Here is a 19,826-nt window from a genome sequence, read left to right as displayed (position 1 = left end):
CTCAGGCTGCGCCTCCACTTTTGCTGTGTTAACCAAAACCATGCGGCTGGCCGGCTTTCTCACCGGTTCATGTCTGCTTATAGAAGACTACCTCGCAATACATCAACGAAGCTAACCAAGCAAGCAGTACTACCATGTAAGTGACAATCTACATATTATAATTTGAGCCTTGACTTTTTACATAGAAGGATGACACATTAGTGCTATTTATCCCTAACCACTCAACACGCAAGTTTTAGTATTTTCGACCCAACAAATTCAAATGAAATAGATCCGAAGAAATCATGAAAACATACATCGCACTATTCAGGGGAATTAACGTGGGCGGGAATAATATTTTGCCGATGAAAGAGTTGAGAACGCTTTTGAAGAATCTCGGCTTCCGGCAGGTGAATACCTATATCCAAACCGGGAATGTTGTTTTTCAAAGTGATAATAGCGATATCGGCCAGCTGGCGGACAGCATTAGCGGGGAAGTCAACAAACAGTTTGGTTTTGAACCACGGGTGTTTGTTATGACGCAGGATGAATTACAAGCGGCAGCCAGGGCAAATCCATTTCACGGGGCAGAATCAGAACCGAGCCGATTGTATCTCACATTCCTGGCTGAAGCCCCCCAAAATCCCGACCTGGAAGCCCTCGAGGACATCAAAAGAGATAGCGAGCGCTTCGAGCTCAAAGGCAAGGTGCTCTACCTGCATGCCCCGGAAGGTGTCGGCCGCTCCAAGCTGGCAGCCAAGGTCGAAAGGCACCTGGACGTCCCCATGACCAGCAGAAACTGGCGTACGGTGCAAAAGATTATGGAGATGGCAGAAGAAGCAATATGAGCTTCCCACATCTTTAGGACCTGTCCCCTCTATATCTTCACCCCTCTGTTAATTCAGGTTTTTAAACCACTATTGTCCAGTAAAAAACTTTGGGAGCTACCTACTAACCTCAGTTCGATATAAGGATCACAAAAATTATAGCTGTCATCGCGAGGAGGCGTCTGTGATAGTAGTTAGTGGACTTCCATCTTGAGGTCGACGTGAGGATCTCCCCGTCCATTTTCTGTTCGCCCGCCGGGAGATTGCCTCCCGAAAGCAATGACAGGTTCTGTCTCGAACTGAGGTTAAATATTGTTGCATTTCAGAAGAGGTGCTAAATTAATTGAGACGGTCGTCTCATAAACACTGAGATAGTCGCCTCAGGGTGTAGAAGACTATGGTCTCGGTAAGTATGAGACGATGGTCTCACTATGTGTGAGATAGTCGTCTTGGTAAGCGCGTGAATCTATAAAGAGAAGATTTTTACACCAGGGCTTATTCAACCCCTCGTGAGGAGGCCCGGCTTAGCCTGAGTTCAAGATATGGATATCGCGATGAGGCTTTGGTGTACGTGTTTGGCTAAACGATGCGGTCGGCCGGCGATCTCCTCATCCGTTTTTTGTTTACGCATAGGAAATTGCCGCTGGATTTGGCTGAATTCCTCACAATGACAGATTTTATCTCGAACTGACGTTACTACTCATTCCTGTTGTTCATTTTTCCAACGATGAAATCCGCCAGTGGTCGGACTGAAGAAATAAACGAAAAATCGCCGGCGGAGGTATATCTGGACGTACCTAGCCTGTTTATGAGGCCTTTGCAGAACCCCCAAATTTCGAGGTTAACAAACATAATATGTAGATTTCGGCCAGATTTATTCCAAAAGGCTAATAAAACGGATTCATACCATGGACAAGCGAGATCAACTAAGCATCTTAGACCAATGGGCTAGCCAGTCGGGCCAAGTTTCGCGCTCGACCGAGCGCTTGCAAGAAATTGCCGAGTGGATCGACTGGGAGCCGTTGTATAAAATTGGCCGTCGTATCGATAAAACCGGCCCTCACGGCGGCCAACCTCGCAAGCCGGTCCGGTGGATGATCCGTGGGTTGTTCTTGCAATTCCTCTACCAGCTCAGCGACCCGCAACTGGAGGATCAACTCATCGACCGGCTGAGTTTCCGTCGGTTCGCCGGGCTGCCCCTGGAGGAGCGTGTGCCGGACTTTTCCACCTTCTGGCGGTTCCGAGAGGCCTTGGCCGAAGAAGGCCTTGTCGAGGAATTATTTGCTCAAATTAATGCTCAGTTGGAAGCCAAAGGGCTCCTGCTCAAACAGGGCACGGTCGTGGACGCGGCCCTCATAAATTCAGCGGGTCGCCCGCTATCAGATGACAAACGCCGGAAGCTGGAGCAGGATCCTTCTCCCCAAGTGGACACCGACGCCGATGCGACCAAGAAGAACAACACCTGGTATTTCGGCTACAAAGGCCATATTGGAGTAGATATCGGCAGTAAAATCATTCGCCAAGTCAGCTTCACCCCAGCCTCTGTCCACGATAGCACCGTTCTAGAGCAGTTGGTCAGCGAAGATGAACGCTCGCTATTTGGCGACAAGGCCTACAGCCGGCAAGCCCTCAAACAGACCGCCCGCCAGAACGGCTGGTATTACGGCATCCTGGACAAAGCGGAGCGTAGGGCTCCATTGAGCGGCTCTCAGAAAAAACGCAACAAGCGCCACCAGCGGGTGCGCTCGCAGGTGGAACATCCGTTTGCGGCCATCAAGGACCGCTACGGAATGCGCTGGGCCCGGGCTAAAACCAAGGCGCGCAACCAAGCCCGGTTTGTGATGGCGGCGATCTGCTGGAACATCGAACGCAGTATCACGTGGGCAAAAAAACGACCCGATATTATCCCCGCAGGGGCCACCTGATGGGTGGAGCATGTCCGGGAGCGGCGATTTCGGCTGAAAATTGGCCGAAACGCCGCTTCCGGTCGGGTAAAAACCACGGAAATCTACATCATGTTAAAGAACGACGGCCAACATGGCCGTGTGAATCAAAACCAAGGGTAATTCAAAGCCCTCTTTATACCGGGATCATATTGAAATCAATTCCCAAAAAGATATATAGTGAACTTTAATGCCATTTTACCCAAGAAGAAGTAATTTCCCCGGCACTAATATTTTTAAACTGTGGATTCAATTCCCGTCAACTCTTCGGAAATCTCCCACAATCGCTTCCGGGCTTCCTCATCATAGGCCTGGCTATTGGCCCGCGAGCGCTGTTTGACGTTAAAAAATTCTCCGGTGACATCCTCCAGTTCCCTAGAAGTCGCAACGTATTCTACGGCCTCGGCTCCCTTTTGCACACTGTTTGCCGGACTAATACCCGCCTCGTGCACCATGTTGGTATCCATATAAGTTGCAGGGTGCAGGGCGTTGACGGTGATCCCGGCATCGCCCAGCCGCTCAGCCAGCTCCACAGTAAACAAGATTTGTGCAAGCTTGCTCTGGCAGTAGGCCCGATTCCCGGAATAGCCATTCTCCAGCATCAGGTTGTCGAAGTCCAGCGACTGCTGACCGATGGAGGCTACGTTTACCACCCGCGCCGGCGTTGACTGACGCAAAAGATCCAATAGTCGGAGCGTCGAAATAAATCCAGCCAGGTAGTTCACTTGAAACCGCAGTTCATGGCCGTCTTTGCTTAGCTGGCGACCACTTCCCGGTTTACCGAACCCGATGCCCGCATTATTGATGAGCAGGTCCAGCCGGTCGTGCTCCTTGTTGATTTTTTGTGCCAGCTGCTTGATTTCATCCAGCGAGGCGAAATCGGCATTGTAGTAGGAGAGGTTTTTATTTCCCGTTGCTTTTTTAATTTGCTGGATGACCTTTTGTCCCTTTTTGTTGTTTCGTCCATGGAGTAGAAGTATGGCGCCCTCTTCAGCAAAATCCTGGGCCAGGTGTTTACCGAGTCCGTCGGTAGCACCGGTAATTAATACTACTTTGTTACTCATCTCGTCTCCTTTGGTCTTTAATATTTACCTCATAAAAATAGAAAAAAAGATAGTTTATGGCCCCAATCAACATATGTAAATGCAAAAGGGTAAGCCCCGAATTACATTTTCGATCGAACTGACTTTAATAACTGAAACACAAAGTTCATGAATTTGATACAAACCCTTGAATGGCGGTATGCCACGAAGCAATTTGATCCCACAAAAAAAGTTTCCCCGGATGACCTGGAAAAGATCAAGAAGGCGATTCAGCTGTCGGCCTCTTCGTACGGACTGCAGCTCTACAAGGTGCTGATCATTGAGGACCAGGAGCTCCGGGAACGGCTGAAACCCGCGTCGTGGGGACAGGATCAAATCACCGATGCCTCTCATTTGATTGTATTTTGCAACTATGCGGAGGTCAACGACCGGGATGTGGATGAATTCCTGGAACTGAAAGTGGAAACCCAGCAGCTCGATATGCAAGAGGTGGAAGGGTACGGCGACTTTATGAAGGACAAGATCGATGAGAAGTCTGCCGTTGAGCAAGCACACTGGACGGCCCGGCAAACCTATCTTGCACTGGGGAACCTGCTGGCCGCCTGTGCCGAACTCAAAATTGATGCCTGCCCCATGGAGGGATTTGAGCCCGACCGGTACAACAAGATCCTGGGACTGGAGGAGCAAGGCCTGAACGCCTCGGTTATCGCCGCTATCGGTTATCGCACGGAAGACGATGAAAGACAGTTTGCTGAGAAGGTAAGAAAACCGAAACATCAACTTTTTGAAAAAATTTAACCAATACCAAACACATGACTATCGATGAAGAAAAGTATATCGCGGAGCTGAGAGCTAAATTTAAAAGCTACTTCCCCATCACCGACGACTCTTGGTCATTGATTGAATCCATCGTTCGATTTCAAACGCTGGAAGAGGGTGAACTCCTGCTGCGTGAAGGGCAAATCGCTAAAAACTTTCAGTTTATCTGCAAAGGGGCCTTGCGAGCATACGTGACAGATTACGAAGGAAATATTTACAATAAGAATATTTTTCTTGAAGGAAGTTTCGCTGGTTCAAAAGTTTCCTTACTTCAAAAAACGCCCTCTGAATTTACGCTGGAAGCTCTTGAAGATTCTATCATCATAAATCTGGACTATTTCAAATACAGAAATTTTATTGATGAACATGAGGATCTGAAGGATTTTTATATCGCATATCTCGAAAAGAACTGGATCATTGACAAGGAAAAGCGGGAGATTTCCCTGGTGATGGAAAACGCCACCGAGCGATACCGGAAACTGCTGGATAAACACCCGGACATTGACGACCGGATTGCACAGCGACATATCGCCGCCCACCTGGGAATTACGCCTACCCAGCTAAGCCGCATCAGGAAAAAGCTAAAGAAAAACTGACCCGTCAACATATGTAAATGACAGGCGATCAGCTGCGCCATACCTTGGTCACAGAAACATTTAAGGATACACAAATCAACGCATTTTTTGACCAATGAATCACTTATTCCTGATAACATTAGCGTTTATCGGCGGGGTATTCCTGGCCATGCAGGGCGCCCTCAACGCTCACCTGGGCGTGCTGCTGAAAAACCCTCTGCTGGCATCGGTAGTGGCGTTCTTTTTTAGCACGCTGTTTGCCTTAGTGGTGGCTGCCGTAAGTGTAGAACAGGTGCCCAGCTGGGCGGGACTGGCCCAAATTCCCTGGTACATGTGGTTTGCGGGAGGGCTTTTCAGCGTGATGGGGATCAGCTTGTACTACTACACCATCCCGAAACTGGGCATCTCAACCATGATCTCCTTCGGGCTCTGCGGGCAGCTTATTTTCTCCGTCATCGCGGGACATTTCGGATGGCTGAACCTGCCGACCGAACCTATCACCATTAAACGGATAATCGGCGTAATATCAATGATAATCGGAATCGTATTAATCCAGTTAAAATGAATAGCTCTGAACTCATACAAGCCAACATTCATAACCTGACTTCGCTATGGGAAACGGCAGGCACCCCGTTTCAATCCTATGTCAAAGGGACAGACTATGACTACTGTGTAATACCAAATTCTGACTGGCCCAACCGACTGTGGTTCAACGGTGAAATTGATGGTGAAAAAGCTATAAAATCGGCTTTGGATAAGATGGCATCGAGCTCCACGGACCTGATGCTTCCTTTGTGGGATATCTACGACAACGGGTATCACCAGTATTTGGAAGAGCACGGGTGCAGGGAGCTGTTTGAATTGTTGGGTATGACGCTTCAATTGGGCAACCCGTTTGAGGAGCAGGGCCGCCTGGACATTTCGCTCGTTTCAAGCGAAGAGGATGCCCGGTTATGGTCCGATATTTATCCCCAGGCGTTTGGATATCGCATAAGTCGGGCAATCCTCCTGGAAACCCTCGGCGATATCAACTTCTACCTGGCCTGTTACCAGGGACAGCCGGTGGGAACGGCCATACAGTTTAATACAGCAAACGTCTCGGGCATCCACGGTGTGGGCGTTATCCCCGAGATGCGCAGGAGGGGGTTCGCAGGTGAAATTATGAAGTTTGTGCTGAATCGAGCGATTGATGCAAAAGCGGACTACGCCACCCTGCAAGCCTCGGAAATGGGCAAGGGACTATACCTGAAAATGGGATTTGAGGAGCAGTTTTCCATAAAGCACTACGGGCTGGAATCAAGAAATTGAGACATCTGGGTTATCTCCTGTGATTCCGTATCAAAAATAATTATTCCCTCATGGTTGTCATTCAATTGCCCGATCAGTTCCCCTTTGTCATTCCACACCGCGGATTGCCCGGCACAGATATCTCCGTCCGCTTCTCCCACCGCATTGGCCATCAGTACTGTCATGGAATATTTCCCGGCAATATTTGATAACTCTTTTGATGCTTTCTCAACGCCACTTTGAACCTTTGCCACGCTTGCGAGATAAACTTTGGCTCCGGATTTATAAGCATGCTCCGAATGCGCCGGGACCGACAGCTCGTAACAAATAGCTAGTGCAATATTATTATGTTCGCCCAACAGCCAAGGTAAATTAGAACCGCTTGCAAAGAAGGGCTCCTCATCGGCATGGAGATATTTTTTCCCATAAACAGTTCGTCCTTCTTCGGACTGAAAAATCAGCATCCCGATAATGATTCCATCCGGTGATTTCAGCGGCATGCCGGCGACGATCGTGATTTGATGCTCGTCACTAATCTTCTGAAAATCATTAAAGCGGCGGTCGTTCTTTTTGGTTGCCAGCTGTTCCGCAAGCTCCGGCTCGTATCCTGTTAATGATAATTCGGGGAATATGATCATATCGGCCTGGTTCGAAAGGGCCGTCTCGATAAACCCTTTGTGATGCTGAATATTCTGCTCAACATTCCCTTTTACAGGCCGGATTTGGGCAATGCAGATTTTCATTTTAGGAATTATTGAAATTGGTTTTATTTACGGCCTTCCCTGATCCGCCGCTGCTGCTCTTCGGGAGCTACATCTTCGATATGAGTGGCCACCCACCAGATGTTGCCGGCCGGATCTTTCACGCCGCCATAGCGTTCGCCGGCATGGAACATGTCGGTTGGCTCCATGATTGATTCTCCGCCACAGTCCAGCGCCTTCTGGTATACGGCATCGCAATCCTCAACGCCCAGGTAGATCGAACCGGGCAAGGGACCAAATTCTCCCATCGGCTCTCCCATCATGATAATGGAATCGCCTATTTTAACCTCCACATGCATAATCGACCCGTCATTCCTGTCAAGTTGCACGACCTTCACGGCATCAAACGCGTTCTCCAGGAAGGTGGTAAGCTCGGCAACGCCTTCAACCAACAGGTAGGGAGTAGCGGTGTGATATTTATCTGGAAACGTTTTCATACTCATAGTGATTGGGGTTAATAAGTATCACAAATATAGAAGAAAACGCCCTGCAAAGAATCTTCCATCTCTGCAGGGCTGGCTTTAGGGTATTGAGTGAAAAACTCATGTTGGAGGAGTATACTGGGTGTCAACTTCCAACAATAGAATAAATCCGACATTCCAAATCACTGTTGTCCAGGCAAAATGATTTTGGTATTGCTCTCTGCTAAATTGCTACTGTTCATTTTTTCAGCGATGAAAAAATGAACGAAAAAAATCGCCGGCTGGGGTAAACTTGACCTGAAGGGCTCGGCGTCCGCTAAAAAAATCATAGATTTTTTCTTAACGCTCCCTTCGATCCCGTCCGGGCGGCCAACTTTACCAAGGCCGGTATCCCGGGCACTTAATACTTAAATTTAGCTTGGATTTAAAATTGATTCCTAATAAATGGAAACAAGTTGGACAAGCTCTCAACACACTAAGGCTTCAAAAAATATTGAGTTAATTACTCAAACTGCCCGACGGTATAATTACCCGGAGTGGGACGGAACACCTTGTTGATCCGGTTCCAAGTGTTTATTTGGGTAACAGCTACCGTCAGGGCAGCAATCTCTGGCTTGGAATAGAACTCTGCCAATGGTTCGAAGAATCGGTCCTCAATCTCAGTAGAGTCCGCTTTTGTCACCGCTTCGGCGAAGGCCAACACCGCTCGTTCTTTATCGGAATAGAACGGGCATTCCCGCCATGCCGGCAGCGAATGCAGGCGCAGCTCTTCTTCTCCCATCTCTATCAACTCCTTATGGTGCATATCCAGGCAATAGGCGCACCCGTTGATCTGTGAAACCCGGTATTTGACCAGCTCCAACAGCTTCAAATCCAGACCCGATTTCTTGAGTTGGTGCTCGATGTTGTTTATCCCTTTCATAAGTTCAGGCTGGATGTCTTGGTATGAAATTCGTTCTGTCATTGTTATGTAAGTTTTAGGATTTAAATGATTAGTGCTACTACTATGACAAAACAGGAGCTCGAAACGTGACAGGAAGTCTATTTAGGACTTACCTTATAAAGTTACGGAAGCCTTTTTCCGAGCAGAGAGGTTCTTTTTGTGTGAAGAAATGCGCTAAAGAACTGCCCACGAAAAAGGGGAGTTCTAATTATCATTTTGGTGTCATATTCCTGTTGTGCTATTCAATTTTTTAGTGATAACGTATTTAGCGGTTAGATTAGATGGCAAAGAACTAAGAAATACCCTCTGTGTCATCCCGGACCTCCGACAGCTCTCGGAGATCTCGTAGTGGCACTAAGCTCTGATCTGTTGAACAACATCTAGGATTCTTTGGTGAATTATGTGTTAATAATGGATTGAGGAAAGTTAAATAATTCAGGTTGTTACATATTCTGCTCCCGGCGGATTTTCTTCATCGAAAATATGAACACTCCCTGCAGTGAAAAGAGCACCGGGGTAGGGAACCCACCGGATCAAATGCAAAGGAAATGGCCCATGCGTGGGGATACCCTTACTTAATTTCAATATCTACCAATTTATCGGGATCCAGCACATTACAGATTCGCCGGATTGTTTGGCCCTCTTCATCAAAATGATAGACCTGACACGCCTTTACCTCTTTACCTTCACAAAAAAGCAGTGCAGGCTGGTGGTTGATTTCAGCAAACGTTATCGACTGTGAATGCTGAAATTTGTGATAGGCAAATATCAACAGGTCGGAAACCTCCGGGCATCCCCGGCAGATTCTTTCAACAACATTAATTTCATCACCGCCATCTGCATAAAGTGTAACATCATCTGATAGCAGGGTCTGTAGGGTTTCAATGTCCCTGTTGCGAATGGCTTTGATATATCGCTCTATCTGATCCCGATATGTACCGGATTGCTTGAGTTCTTCGGGATTTTGATCGGCTTGTTGGACTTTGGACCGGGCACGGCTCAGCAGCTTCCTGGAATTCACGACCGAACAGGAGAGGACCTCGGAAATCTCTTTATGGGAATAGGCAAATCCCTCTTTGAGAATAAACACGGCCCGCTCTTTGGGGTTCAACTGCTCCAGCAGGAAAAGAAGGGAATAGGAGAGGATATCCTCCAGGATTATATTTCCGTCGGCCCTTGAAGTCTCTACCGGCTCTGGCAGCCAGGCATCCTCAAGACTCGTTTTGCGCTTTTGCTTATTCTTGAGATTGATCGACTGGTTGATAACAGCCCGAATCAGGTAGCTCTTTTCGTTGTTTACCTCCGTATCCTGTCCGGCATACTTCGCCATGACGTCCTGTATCGCGTCTTTGGCATCTGCCTTTGAGCCCAGAACATTATAAGCGTAGGGGAAAAGAAGGTTGTGATAGTTATCCATGAAAAATAACCTTGTATGAAAGCTAGGGGTTTACATAACTATGACAGCTGCTGGATACCAAACGTGACACTTTTGCCCGAGAAATTGTGATTGCTGCTTAAAGAACCTACCTAAGGTAGCCTTGGTTCGAAAAACAATCGCTAAAAATAGTAACTGTCATCGCGAGGAGACTTCGGTGGTGGCCAATTATCCTGTAAAATCAGCGAAATTTCACACTTGGAACCGGGATGGGCAGGATTAAAGGATTTCCGGGATTCCTTCTGGGTAAACATTACCATCCTGCAGATTCTCTAATCCTGTAAATCCTGGTTCCAATTTTCCCCCCTAAGAATCGGCTGTATCCCTAGCAATGACGGGGACAGATTAAGCATGATGCCCTCCACGGATCGTAACCACTACTTATCCTTCTCATATAAATAAAATATGAAATCGGTGGGCACACCCTCGTGACCTTGTTGCCGCAACATCGCCGTGATATTCCCCCGGTGATAGGTACCGTGATTGACCACATGATGCACCAGCGAAGAGATAGGCGCATCCAGCTTGCCATATTTAGGATGCTCAATCGTAATAACCGTGTCGAGGTCGTCCTGCCCCTCAAAAAACTCATCATATTTACGGGACATCTCACTGTACAGTTTCTCCATTCCTTCGAGATCCTGTCCAGCCACGTTCTCTTTAAGCTTATTTATGACGGTCATCGTCTCTTCAAACGGGTCGCCCGACATCACGCTCAGCCACATGCCGTCGGTGCGGTAGATATGGACTACGACCTCCTCCACAGAGGAAAAAACGCTTTTGATCTCCCGGTCGTAGACCCTTCCCGGCAGCTCTTTCAGGTGGTTGAAAATTCGCTTGTTCGCCCAGTTGTGATAGTTGTATTGTTGTCGTGTTCTGTTTTCCATTGGAATAATCTTTGTTTTATTATTTCCAAAAACGTGTTTTCCGATTGAAAGCAAAAACCGCTTATCTAATAGATAAAATGTAGTTTTGCCATATCCATAGCGCGGGAATTAATTCCCGCGCAAGTGATAGGGCACGTTTTAAAACCCGGAACCTTTAATATTCAACTTGCAACTTTCGCAACCTTATGATTGCGTTCTTTTACCTTCGAATTGGTAAATACGTTGACAGGTATTAGTCCTGGTTTACTTCCGCTCCCAGAAAAACGGCGGTTCGATGCCCAGCGAGCGCAGGTATACGTATCCCTGTCCGCGGTGGTGAATTTCATTATCGATGAAATAGAAGATGTGCCACCATATTTTGCCCTCATACTGGCCAAAGGCAACATCGTATTCCTGGAAGCGCTCCTCCGGGATCTGAGGCCAGAACTCTTCGATCTTCTCGGTCGTCCAGTCCCATAGTTCCAGGAGCTCATCCTTTGTTTCAGTAGTTCCCTTAATGCCCTCGGGAGTCTGTATCTCACCAAACTCCTTCCATTCGCCGGTAGCCGCTCCCTCCACCCCGGGGGCTGCTATTGTTATCAGTTCCATAGCCATCTCGGCGAAGGGACGCATACCGCCGATGGAATAGTTAAAAAGCTTATCCTCGGGTAAGGCTTCGATAACACGGCGCGTCAGCCGTCGGTGCCCCTGCCAGGCTTCAAGGAGTTCCTCAGTTGTAAGAATAGCGGAAGTGATATTGGTTGTTTCCATAGCTGTTAATCAATTTAATGAAGGTTAATGTGTCTTCATCCCCAACATAGCAGCCGGTATTGACAACCCTATGTCAATCGTTTTTGAATTATTTTTCTCCATCGATAATTGAGCAAATTCCGGATTGTATTGACAACGTTGATGCTTATCATTGATCCATGGATATAAACAACAAAACCATTCGAATCTCCAAACCCGATATTTTTTCGTTTTCCGAATGCCTGCATTTCCTGGATCGCGGGTATGATGACTGCCTGTATACCATTGATGGCGACCGCGTGTTTAAACCACTGCGCATTGGAGACCGGCAGGAACTTATCCAGGTGAAGGAAGTCGACGACGTGCTGGAAGTTACCCTGCTTACCGGGGGAACGGCTAAAGATGCACTGCGCATCGCGACTGATTTTGTCACCGAATGGTTTGACCTGGAGCGCGATCTCCAGCCGTTTTACCAATTGCTCAATTCTGATGACAGGCTTTCCTGGATGACAGAGCGATTCTTCGGCCTGCGCCTGATGGGCATCCCCGACCTGTTTGAAGCGCTTTGCTGGTGCGTGATCGGACAGCAGATTAACCTGACCTTCGCCTATCGCTTAAAACGGAAGCTGGTAGAAACCTACGGGACTTTCATCACCTATGAAGGTAGGCGGTATTATTACTTTCCCGAACCGGAATTGCTGGCTGGCTTAACTGTAAAAGAGTTGAAAGAGCTGCAGTTTTCGCGGCAAAAAGCGGAGTATATCATCGGAATAGCTAATGATTTTGCGGATAACAGCCTGTCCAAAAAACATCTGGCAAATATGGGTAGCAAACAGATGGTTTCACGACTGATGAACATAAGGGGAGTCGGAGAATGGACAGCCAACTATGTGCTTATGAAATCGCTCAGAAAACCCGATTGCATAACGCATGGCGACACCGGGTTGCAAACGGCGGTATCTTCGGTGCTGGATTTAGACAGGAAGCCCAAAAGAGATGAGGTTGAAACGGTTTTTGATGCCTACACGGGGTGGGAGTCATACCTGGTAATTTACCTGTGGCGGACATTGAGCCAATAACTACCAAGTACTTGGTTACAGCTTGTCAATCTTCTTTTGAATAGCCTTTTTATCGGTCTGGGTCTTGGCAAGGGAAAGCGCCTTATTCAAATGCTTTTTCGCCTTGGCGTTATCGATATCTTTGTAAAGCACGCCCAGCAGGGTGAAGTAAAAATGGTTGTCGTTTAGTTTTAGCTTCTCTACTTCCCTGATCGCCTCCCGCTTTCCGTTTACTTTTGAGAGGGCATAGGTTCGGTTGAATGCCGCTATGGGGGAATATTCTATCTGCAACAACTGATTATAGAGCTGCAGAATGTTATCCCATTTTTCCTGCGTATCCTCCTTTCGTGTATACCACCACGCAATGGCCGCTTCAAGGTGATAGGTAGAAACACTATCTCCACTTGCCGCCTGATTCAAATAGTAGGAACCTTTCTGTATTAGCTCCGCATTCCACAAGTCCGTGTTCTGGTCTTCATACAGGATGAACTCCCCATTGTTATCCAGCCGTGTCTCAAACCGGGAGGTATGAAAACACATCAGTGCAAGCAGCGCGTTTACCTGTGGTCGTCTGGTGTGCTTATTTTCTACAAGCATATTGCACAGGCGCATCGCCTCGAGGCATAGATCTTTGCGAAGCGTGCTATTTTGACTGACGGAATAATATCCCTCATTGAACAGCAGATATATAGTCGTCAATACTGTTTCCAGATGCTCATCAATCTCTGATGCTTTTGGCAGCTCAATTTTTATCTCCTTTTCCCTTAGCTTTTTCTTCGCCCGGTACAGTCGTTTGTTGATGGTCTCCTTATTTGACAGGAACGCGTCTGCAATTTCTTCGATGCCGAAGCCACAGAGAATGCGAAGCGACAGTCCGATCTGTGCCTCCTCCGGGATGGAAGGATGACAGATGGCAAACATCATCTGTAGCTGGCTGTCGCTGATGTTTTGTGGAGAAAGGTCAATATCCGGTTTGTAGTGATCGCCGGAGTTGTTTGCAATTTCGGGAGCAACGTTGTTTTTGAACGTGGAATTTCGCTTTAAATAATTGATCGTCCTATTTTTTGCCACCGCGTAAAGCCATGCCGTCGGGTTTTGCGGCACTCCTTCCCGGCCCCAGGTTTCTGAGGCCGTCAAGAAGGTGTCGCCGGCGATATCTTCGGCAATTTGGATCTGCTGCAAACCAAAGTGCTTGCAGAGTACGGAAACTATTTTTCGGTATTCCGTCCTGAACAAATGCGGTATTAACTCCTGTTCCTTCTTCATAGTATGAAGATAACCACTTCTTTATAAGGCCTTGCAAAACTCCATGTCATTGCGAAATGTGTTCGCCTACTGGCCGATGGAGCCAATAAATGTGGCATTATCCTAGTGTGGGGATCGTCACGCCCCGAAAATACGCGGGACTGTATTGACAATTTCACATAGTATAACGTGTTACCGATTGAAACCCTATTTATTGGGTCTGAAACCGCTTATCTGACAGATATAACGCAATTCTGTCTTACCCATAGCGCGGGAATTAATTCCCGCGCAAGTGATAGGGCATGATTCAAGATATCTCTCCAATCTATATTCTAATCGGTAAATGCGTAAGTATAGTTTAGTAAGGCCCTCTTTTATTCGGGACCATCGTAATAGGCCACTTTCCGAACCTCCACGCTGTTGCCCTCTCCCTGTAAAATGGGACTGCCTTTGGCAAACTCTACGGCCTCATCAACCGATTCAGCTCTCACCATAATATATCCGCCGATGGTTTCCTTTATATCACCAAAAGGACCGTCGGTAACAATGCCATCGGATTTCACCACCTTACTTTCCTCAAAGGCCAACCCGTTGCCCCTGCTCACCAGTTTGTCCTGAGCAGCAATATCGTCCAGCCAGCTCATGGTTTGTTCCATCCAGGCCTGCATTTGCTCTGGCGAAACCTTATCACTTGCATCCTCGTGTCTGAAAATTAAAAGAAATTCTTCCATTGTATTTTGTCCTTAGTTATTGATTAATGATCGAACTTCACTCTTTTTTAACAAATAAGGTTGGAGAAATTGGACATCTCTAGATAAAAAATGTTGAAATAAATATTCTATCACCTGGCAAAGTAAAGTTAAACCCTTATTTCGATTTTCTGAGATCATTACTACAGGGGGAGATTGGGTAAGGACCCGGCAAGAATGTTCCAGCTCACCAGGCCAGGCTTTAGGGTGATTGAGAGAGAATTGCCGTACGAATTCGTCGGCAATTTGTTAGCCCAACTTTTTATGGGCCCGGAAAGCAACCAATAAAAAAGAGCCAAGCCTTTTACGGCAGGCGCTTGCAAAGATATCCTATACTCCTGATCTGCGAGATGATCGCATATTCCTGCAGGTCCGAGCCCAATTCGCAACACATTGTCGCAGTCGTCCTGATCTATCGTCCACTTCTCAATGCCGGGATGCCTGTCCAACATCCATTTGGCCACCAGGTACCGGCTCACTGTAGACAGGTTTGTTTCAAAAACCAAGATTTTTCGCCTTTCCATAACCAGTGATCTGAATTACTTCGTTAGTGCGTTGGAAAGCTGTAAATTCCAGCGGTACAAAGCCTTGCGCTGGACGGAACATCTCTTGCGGTATCCGTATAAATTCTTATACTTGTGGATTGCGATGTCTCAAAAAAAGAGACACTTGCAGTTTTATCTACTCCAGGGATAACCCATCGTTATGAATAACGAAACGCACGATATTTCGGAATTGATGCCTGATGAAAGCTCCTTTGCAATGGAGGGAGAGTTCTCGCTTAACGGGCAGTTTTCTATCGACTGTACGCATGCTTCTTCTGTTGGAGATCTTTTTCGGACCGGTTTCAGCTTAACATCCGATTTTGGCCAGGGAAACATGTCAATGCTGGGCAAAAAGCACTACACCGCCTTTTGGGAAAAATATCAGTATAAACCGGGGATGGTCAGTTCCGCCAAGCTGAATCTGCCGTTTATTGCCCTTCACTTCCAGCTGGCGGGATCTGCACAGGGACTCCAGTCATCCACGGATCTTAACCTCGATATGCAGGCCGGGGAAGCCAACCTGATGATTGTGCCGCCGATTAATAAGTCGTTTGAATCAAAACAGGAGATGTCCGGCCGGGTCTTCGGCATCATGCTGTCCAAGGGTTACCTGGACAACCTGGCACACCGATTTCCACAACTGCTCGAGCCGATCCTCAACAAAATAAAGCACAGGGAACTTTGTTATCTCAGCGAGCAAAATTTGCGTATCACTCCCCGAATGCGCAGTATCATCCTGCGAATTCAGAACCATGACAACAATCACCTTGTGGGCTCGCTGTTCCTGGAGGCTCAGGTGCTGGATCTGCTGGCGATGATGTTTGCCCAGCAGGAGGATTCCCCGGGCACTGCCACTACGCTTTCGCAGTCAGACCGTGATCGAATCCACCGTGTGCAAGAGATACTGGTGGAGCGACTGGAAGATCCACCGACGCTGGCCGAGCTAGCCCGGTTTGTGGGTACCAATGAATACAAGTTAAAGCGCGATTTTAAAGAGGAGTTTGGCACCACACCCTACGCCTATCACCTGCAGCACAAGCTGGAACGGGCCCGCTCCTACATACTGGATACCGACCTCACAATCGCTGAAATCGCTTACAAGGTGGGGTACAGTGACCCCGCCCACCTAACCCACGCCTTCCGTAAACAGTTTGGCATCCCGCCGAGCGACCTGCGTTGAAAGTAATTGGTATAGTAGTTATTAGGATACAATTCTCCCTCATTACCAACTTATCCAGTATGTCATCTGTGTAAACCTGTGGCTAGTTACTTAACGAATTTAGTCGTAGTAACACTAGCAAGGAAGATTCGGATAAGAAATGAATTGGGAATACATATTCACCGGGGATAACTGGACTAAGGCATCAAAAACTTACCACGGTACAACACCATCGGCATCAAAGAATTGGCCGGTGGGGCCATCTTGGGGAATCAATCCCATCTTGATGATAGGACGAGCAGCCTCTTCAGCTGTAAGTGGCGCCTGCGATCGATTTTGGGGAGTAAGGTCGGTCTGCACGAATCCCGGGCAAACAGAATTTACCTTAATTGAAGTATCTTTGAGATGCTTGGAAAGAGCAACCGTAATCCCGTTGAGCGCAGTTTTTGAGGTTTGGTAAGCCGGCACCATGAGGTCGTAATACGGCGAAGAAGGATCACTTTGATCGGCCAGGGATCCCACGGTGCTGGAGACGTTTACAATGCGGCCCGCTTCAGACTCGCGAAGCAGTGGCAAGAACGCCTGGGTGACTGTAATCGCACCAAAGAAATTGGTCTCAAAGGTCTGCCTGAACATCGGCAGATTAAGCGGACCGTTCGACGGATCGGCTGTAGCTTCGGGAAGAATACCGGCGTTGTTGATCAAAATGTCCAACTGCCCGTATCGCATTTTAACCTGCCCGGCAGCTGAGTCCACGCTGGACCGAGAATTCACATCGATGAGCAGAAACTCGGCATTGAGCCCTTCCTCTTTCAGCTGACTGACGGCTTTCTCACCCTTATCGGCATCACGCGCGCCAATCAGCACGTTTACGTTTTCTTTGGCAAGCTGACGAGCGGTGGCAAAACCGATACCCCTGTTGGCACCGGTAATTAAAGCAGTCTTCATAATAGTATCCATTTCTTGTTGGTGTTAATTCGTCAACCCTAAAATGAATACTTGATGGCCGCACCACCATCCGATTCTTGCTGAATTAGAGCTACGCTTGACTGCTAACCTGCTTCTTCTTTAGCCGCTTCCCAGCCGATAATGGCCTTCTTCCGGGCACTGCCCCAGCGGTATTCCCCGATTCCACCCACTTTCTTGATCACCCGGTGGCAGGGTATCAGGTAGGCAACCGGGTTCCGACCTACAGCGGCACCAACCGCTCGGGATGCGTTTGGATTACCGATCTGCCCGGCGATGTCGGAGTAGGTAGTCAGTCTGCCGGTGGGTATCTTCAGCAGGGCTTCCCACACTTTCAACTGGAAGTCGGTGCCCTGGATGTGGAGCTTAATCTTGTCCAGGTTCTCCCAGTCACGAGAAAACACGTTCTCCAAGTTTTCAATATGATTGTCTTTTGATTCCCGGAGGTCAGCATTATGCCACGTAGATTGCAGCTGCTCCAGGCTATCTTCAGGGGACTCCACAAACTGCAGGCTGCAAATGCCTTTGCCTGTTGAGGCAATAAGGATATCGCCAAAGGGACTTTCGGAGAGGTGATAGCATATCTCCAGCGTGCGACCTCCATTTTTGAACTCTCCCGGTGTCATCCCCTCAATGTTGACAAACAGGTCGTGAAGGCGGCTGGTGCTGGACAGCCCGGTCTTAAACGTCGCTTCCTCGATGGTTTGCTTTTCGGCCAGCAGCTTTTTGGCGCGATCCAAACTGATAAACTGCAAAAACTCCTTGGGAGTAACACCGGCCCACTCCTTGAACATGCGATGAAAATGATAGGGACTCAGGTGAACAGCCTCGGCAATGTCATCCAGGTTCGGCTGTTCCGTGGCGTGCTCATTGATATATTTGATGGCCCTGGCCACCCGTTTATAGTCAATCATAACTTGGTCGTTGATTATTTTTGATCCAAAATAAGGAAGGGTGGATCATAACAACACCCGGTTCTTGCGGAATTGTTCGTCTTCTCCCAACTAGTGCCGGACCGGCAACTGCTTAAAATGTTTGGAGCATCATGCCAATATAATTACGCTCCAAGTTACCATGGACATTTTAGGCCCTGGTGCTATAAATCATCATTCATTAGGTATGTCGTTAGCTTCTTTATCTTGCCATCTTCAAATTCAAACACATCACAAAACAGGGCATCCAGGAGCTCGCCAGATTTCATCTTACTTTTAACCCGGCCTTCTGCCACAACAACATTGTTCTCTTCGGTCAGCCTGGTAATTTCCAGCAGGGGACTGCCGACAAAATTTTCGTTTTCAATTTCATTGTCGAACTCTTCTTTACCGGAAAGGTGAAAAAATCCGGGCATATCCCAAACAACATCTTCGGCAAGGCAGGAAAGAATTTTCTGATGGTCACTGGCCTCAAAGCCTTCTATATACCGAAAAACTACTTTTTTATTTTTTGTCATAATGCACTACTACCATTTCACTGCTTCATAGCTGGCAACACTTCGGCCAATTCTTCCAGTGTGGCTGTGAATCCTTCCCTGAAGCCCATTTCGATTACTTTTTCCAGATCAGAAAGGGTTTCGTAGGTGATTTCGACATCAACGGTAGTCAACCCATTCAATTCGGTAAATTCTACGCTCCAGTCAGAACGTGGCATATCCTGGCTTATATTGCCCGAGCTGTCACAAAACCCGTCACGGTATGCAAAATGCATCTCAGAAGTTATGGACTTGTAATCAGCCAAGCACCAATGTTCTTCTCCTTCTGGTCCGACCATGGCGTACAGCCGGCGCCCGCCTTCTTTAAAATCCATTGATTTTGTTCTCGACTTCCAGGGTTTGGGCGCCCACCATTGGTCGAGAAGTTCAGGTTCCGTCCACGCAGCCCATACGTGTTTCTTTGGTGCCGCAAATTCTCTCTTCACTTTTACTGTATTGTTCTCTTTATCCACGGAGAAGTCAGTCAATATATTATTTTTCATTGTTTTCATCCTTTAGATTAGTTAATACTTGGTCAAGCTGACTGAAACGATCCTCCCAATGCTGCCTGAACTGTTCAAGCCATTCGTCTATCTCTTTTATTTTTTGGGGGCGAATGTAGCAGAACCGTTGCCTTCCCTTTTTACGGATGGCGACCAGACCACTTTCATCCAGTACTTTGATATGCTGCGAAATGGCGGGCCGACTTATATCAAAATTTTCGGCTATCGAATTCAGGTTTAACGGCTCATCGGCAATAAGGCACAGTATATCTCGCCTGGTTGGGTCAGCTATGGCCTGAAATACATCTCTTCGCTTTTCCATGTCGATCTCTTTATGTAAGTACTTACTTACACGAATATAAATGTAAGTAAGTGCTTACGCAACTGCTTTTTTAAATTAACGTGAGTTCTGGATAAAAAGCTCATGCTTCGCGAAGCCGCTGTTTTTTCGGTCGGATAGTTCAAATAAACTGCTTCTCACCT

General features: G+C 47.5%; 23 protein-coding genes. 8 read left to right on the top strand and 15 right to left on the bottom strand.

The annotated features are described in order from the left end of the window. Positions 1-284: 284 nt before the first annotated feature. Both NC796_RS09725 and NC796_RS09720 read left to right on the top strand, forming a co-directional pair. Positions 285-827, top strand: a complete 543-nt coding sequence (locus NC796_RS09725; protein ID WP_310684195.1) for a DUF1697 domain-containing protein — start codon at positions 285-287, stop codon at positions 825-827. An 887-nt stretch (positions 828-1,714) separates the two neighbouring features. Then, positions 1,715-2,731, top strand: a complete 1,017-nt coding sequence (locus NC796_RS09720) for an IS5 family transposase (RefSeq protein ID WP_310684194.1) — start codon at positions 1,715-1,717, stop codon at positions 2,729-2,731. A gap of 254 nt (positions 2,732-2,985) precedes the next feature. Here the strand turns inward: NC796_RS09720 and NC796_RS09715 are convergent, their stop codons facing one another. Further along, positions 2,986-3,813, bottom strand: coding sequence for an SDR family oxidoreductase (locus NC796_RS09715; protein WP_310684193.1), 828 nt, complete (start codon positions 3,811-3,813; stop codon positions 2,986-2,988). A gap of 147 nt (positions 3,814-3,960) precedes the next feature. Here NC796_RS09715 and NC796_RS09710 point away from each other — a divergent pair, with 147 nt between their 5' ends. The 4 genes from NC796_RS09710 (at position 3,961) to NC796_RS09695 (ending at position 6,494) form a co-directional block, all read left to right on the top strand. Beyond that, positions 3,961-4,590, top strand: a complete 630-nt coding sequence (locus NC796_RS09710) for an NAD(P)H-dependent oxidoreductase (protein ID WP_310684192.1) — start codon at positions 3,961-3,963, stop codon at positions 4,588-4,590. A 14-nt stretch (positions 4,591-4,604) separates the two neighbouring features. Continuing rightward, a complete protein-coding gene (locus tag NC796_RS09705; RefSeq protein WP_310684191.1) occupies positions 4,605-5,207 on the top strand; it encodes a cyclic nucleotide-binding domain-containing protein in 603 nt (200 codons plus the stop codon). Between the two features lie 94 nt (positions 5,208-5,301). Next, entirely contained in the window at positions 5,302-5,751 is a 450-nt protein-coding gene (locus NC796_RS09700; protein WP_310684190.1) for a DMT family transporter, read from the top strand. Beyond that, positions 5,748-6,494 (top strand): GNAT family N-acetyltransferase, encoded by a 747-nt coding sequence (locus tag NC796_RS09695; protein WP_310684189.1) that lies wholly within the window; start codon positions 5,748-5,750, stop codon positions 6,492-6,494. The genes NC796_RS09700 and NC796_RS09695 overlap by 4 nt, the downstream gene beginning before the upstream one ends. Here the strand turns inward: NC796_RS09695 and NC796_RS09690 are convergent. The 6 genes from NC796_RS09690 to NC796_RS09665 all read right to left on the bottom strand — a co-directional run bounded on the left by NC796_RS09690 (position 6,470) and on the right by NC796_RS09665 (position 11,671). Further along, positions 6,470-7,216, bottom strand: a complete 747-nt coding sequence (locus NC796_RS09690) for a carbon-nitrogen hydrolase family protein (protein ID WP_310684188.1) — start codon at positions 7,214-7,216, stop codon at positions 6,470-6,472. The two genes, NC796_RS09695 and NC796_RS09690, sit on opposite strands and share 25 nt — an antisense overlap. Before the next feature lie 23 nt (positions 7,217-7,239). After that, positions 7,240-7,671 carry a VOC family protein gene (locus NC796_RS09685; protein WP_310684187.1) on the bottom strand — a complete coding sequence of 144 codons (432 nt, stop codon included), beginning with the start codon at positions 7,669-7,671 and terminating at the stop codon, positions 7,240-7,242. A gap of 487 nt (positions 7,672-8,158) precedes the next feature. Continuing rightward, a complete protein-coding gene (locus NC796_RS09680) occupies positions 8,159-8,620 on the bottom strand; it encodes a carboxymuconolactone decarboxylase family protein (RefSeq protein WP_310684186.1) in 462 nt (153 codons plus the stop codon). 550 nt (positions 8,621-9,170) lie between these two features. Beyond that, positions 9,171-10,016, bottom strand: a complete 846-nt coding sequence (locus NC796_RS09675; protein WP_310684185.1) for a sigma-70 family RNA polymerase sigma factor — start codon at positions 10,014-10,016, stop codon at positions 9,171-9,173. 395 nt (positions 10,017-10,411) lie between these two features. Beyond that, positions 10,412-10,921 (bottom strand): DinB family protein, encoded by a 510-nt coding sequence (locus NC796_RS09670; protein WP_310684184.1) that lies wholly within the window; start codon positions 10,919-10,921, stop codon positions 10,412-10,414. Positions 10,922-11,164: 243 nt separating this feature from the next. Further along, complete coding sequence (locus tag NC796_RS09665; protein WP_310684183.1) at positions 11,165-11,671, bottom strand: DinB family protein; 507 nt, start codon at positions 11,669-11,671, stop codon at positions 11,165-11,167. A 158-nt stretch (positions 11,672-11,829) separates the two neighbouring features. On the opposite strand from NC796_RS09665, the gene NC796_RS09660 reads away from it, so the two are divergent. Then, positions 11,830-12,729: a DNA-3-methyladenine glycosylase gene (locus NC796_RS09660; RefSeq protein ID WP_310684182.1), complete on the top strand. Its 900-nt coding sequence runs from the start codon at positions 11,830-11,832 to the stop codon at positions 12,727-12,729. A gap of 15 nt (positions 12,730-12,744) precedes the next feature. Here the strand turns inward: NC796_RS09660 and NC796_RS09655 are convergent, their stop codons facing one another. From NC796_RS09655 to NC796_RS09645, 3 genes are all read right to left on the bottom strand, one after another. Continuing rightward, complete coding sequence (locus NC796_RS09655; protein ID WP_310684181.1) at positions 12,745-13,974, bottom strand: sigma-70 family RNA polymerase sigma factor; 1,230 nt, start codon at positions 13,972-13,974, stop codon at positions 12,745-12,747. 353 nt (positions 13,975-14,327) lie between these two features. Continuing rightward, positions 14,328-14,684: a YciI family protein gene (locus NC796_RS09650; protein ID WP_310684180.1), complete on the bottom strand. Its 357-nt coding sequence runs from the start codon at positions 14,682-14,684 to the stop codon at positions 14,328-14,330. Between the two features lie 161 nt (positions 14,685-14,845). After that, positions 14,846-15,226, bottom strand: a complete 381-nt coding sequence (locus NC796_RS09645; RefSeq protein WP_310684179.1) for a hypothetical protein — start codon at positions 15,224-15,226, stop codon at positions 14,846-14,848. Positions 15,227-15,407: 181 nt separating this feature from the next. Here NC796_RS09645 and NC796_RS09640 point away from each other — a divergent pair, with 181 nt between their 5' ends. After that, a complete protein-coding gene (locus tag NC796_RS09640) occupies positions 15,408-16,427 on the top strand; it encodes an AraC family transcriptional regulator (RefSeq protein WP_310684178.1) in 1,020 nt (339 codons plus the stop codon). 192 nt (positions 16,428-16,619) lie between these two features. On the opposite strand, the gene NC796_RS09635 is transcribed toward NC796_RS09640, so the two are convergent. From NC796_RS09635 to NC796_RS09615, 5 genes are all read right to left on the bottom strand, one after another. After that, positions 16,620-17,354: an SDR family oxidoreductase gene (locus tag NC796_RS09635; protein WP_310684177.1), complete on the bottom strand. Its 735-nt coding sequence runs from the start codon at positions 17,352-17,354 to the stop codon at positions 16,620-16,622. A gap of 104 nt (positions 17,355-17,458) precedes the next feature. Beyond that, positions 17,459-18,301 (bottom strand): bifunctional transcriptional activator/DNA repair enzyme AdaA, encoded by an 843-nt coding sequence (locus NC796_RS09630; protein ID WP_409070366.1) that lies wholly within the window; start codon positions 18,299-18,301, stop codon positions 17,459-17,461. A 167-nt stretch (positions 18,302-18,468) separates the two neighbouring features. Further along, on the bottom strand, positions 18,469-18,822 hold the full coding sequence (locus NC796_RS09625) for a nuclear transport factor 2 family protein (RefSeq protein WP_310684175.1): 354 nt from the start codon (positions 18,820-18,822) through the stop codon (positions 18,469-18,471). A 17-nt stretch (positions 18,823-18,839) separates the two neighbouring features. After that, entirely contained in the window at positions 18,840-19,343 is a 504-nt protein-coding gene (locus NC796_RS09620) for an SRPBCC domain-containing protein (protein ID WP_310684174.1), read from the bottom strand. After that, positions 19,333-19,665, bottom strand: coding sequence for a metalloregulator ArsR/SmtB family transcription factor (locus tag NC796_RS09615; RefSeq protein ID WP_310684173.1), 333 nt, complete (start codon positions 19,663-19,665; stop codon positions 19,333-19,335). Before NC796_RS09615 ends, NC796_RS09620 begins: the two co-directional genes overlap by 11 nt. Positions 19,666-19,826: the final 161 nt, after the last annotated feature.

The organism is Aliifodinibius sp. S!AR15-10 (genome assembly GCF_031569985.1).
Lineage (GTDB): Bacteria > Bacteroidota > Rhodothermia > Balneolales > Balneolaceae > JAMQKA01.
Note: the sequence above shows the minus strand (reverse complement) of the source record. Positions and strands in the feature narration are given on the sequence as shown.

Bases quoted from the DNA above. Each gene is read 5' to 3' on its own strand.
- NC796_RS09725 (WP_310684195.1), top strand. From the start codon at position 285: ATGAAAACATACATCGCACTATTCAGGGGAATTAACGTGGGCGGGAAT.
- NC796_RS09720 (WP_310684194.1), top strand. From the start codon at position 1,715: ATGGACAAGCGAGATCAACTAAGCATCTTAGACCAATGGGCTAGCCAG.
- NC796_RS09715 (WP_310684193.1), bottom strand. From the start codon at position 3,813: ATGAGTAACAAAGTAGTATTAATTACCGGTGCTACCGACGGACTCGGT.
- NC796_RS09710 (WP_310684192.1), top strand. From the start codon at position 3,961: ATGAATTTGATACAAACCCTTGAATGGCGGTATGCCACGAAGCAATTT.
- NC796_RS09705 (WP_310684191.1), top strand. From the start codon at position 4,605: ATGACTATCGATGAAGAAAAGTATATCGCGGAGCTGAGAGCTAAATTT.
- NC796_RS09700 (WP_310684190.1), top strand. From the start codon at position 5,302: ATGAATCACTTATTCCTGATAACATTAGCGTTTATCGGCGGGGTATTC.
- NC796_RS09695 (WP_310684189.1), top strand. From the start codon at position 5,748: ATGAATAGCTCTGAACTCATACAAGCCAACATTCATAACCTGACTTCG.
- NC796_RS09690 (WP_310684188.1), bottom strand. From the start codon at position 7,216: ATGAAAATCTGCATTGCCCAAATCCGGCCTGTAAAAGGGAATGTTGAG.
- NC796_RS09685 (WP_310684187.1), bottom strand. From the start codon at position 7,671: ATGAAAACGTTTCCAGATAAATATCACACCGCTACTCCCTACCTGTTG.
- NC796_RS09680 (WP_310684186.1), bottom strand. From the start codon at position 8,620: ATGACAGAACGAATTTCATACCAAGACATCCAGCCTGAACTTATGAAA.
- NC796_RS09675 (WP_310684185.1), bottom strand. From the start codon at position 10,016: ATGGATAACTATCACAACCTTCTTTTCCCCTACGCTTATAATGTTCTG.
- NC796_RS09670 (WP_310684184.1), bottom strand. From the start codon at position 10,921: ATGGAAAACAGAACACGACAACAATACAACTATCACAACTGGGCGAAC.
- NC796_RS09665 (WP_310684183.1), bottom strand. From the start codon at position 11,671: ATGGAAACAACCAATATCACTTCCGCTATTCTTACAACTGAGGAACTC.
- NC796_RS09660 (WP_310684182.1), top strand. From the start codon at position 11,830: ATGGATATAAACAACAAAACCATTCGAATCTCCAAACCCGATATTTTT.
- NC796_RS09655 (WP_310684181.1), bottom strand. From the start codon at position 13,974: ATGAAGAAGGAACAGGAGTTAATACCGCATTTGTTCAGGACGGAATAC.
- NC796_RS09650 (WP_310684180.1), bottom strand. From the start codon at position 14,684: ATGGAAGAATTTCTTTTAATTTTCAGACACGAGGATGCAAGTGATAAG.
- NC796_RS09645 (WP_310684179.1), bottom strand. From the start codon at position 15,226: ATGGAAAGGCGAAAAATCTTGGTTTTTGAAACAAACCTGTCTACAGTG.
- NC796_RS09640 (WP_310684178.1), top strand. From the start codon at position 15,408: ATGAATAACGAAACGCACGATATTTCGGAATTGATGCCTGATGAAAGC.
- NC796_RS09635 (WP_310684177.1), bottom strand. From the start codon at position 17,354: ATGAAGACTGCTTTAATTACCGGTGCCAACAGGGGTATCGGTTTTGCC.
- NC796_RS09625 (WP_310684175.1), bottom strand. From the start codon at position 18,822: ATGACAAAAAATAAAAAAGTAGTTTTTCGGTATATAGAAGGCTTTGAG.
- NC796_RS09620 (WP_310684174.1), bottom strand. From the start codon at position 19,343: ATGAAAAATAATATATTGACTGACTTCTCCGTGGATAAAGAGAACAAT.
- NC796_RS09615 (WP_310684173.1), bottom strand. From the start codon at position 19,665: ATGGAAAAGCGAAGAGATGTATTTCAGGCCATAGCTGACCCAACCAGG.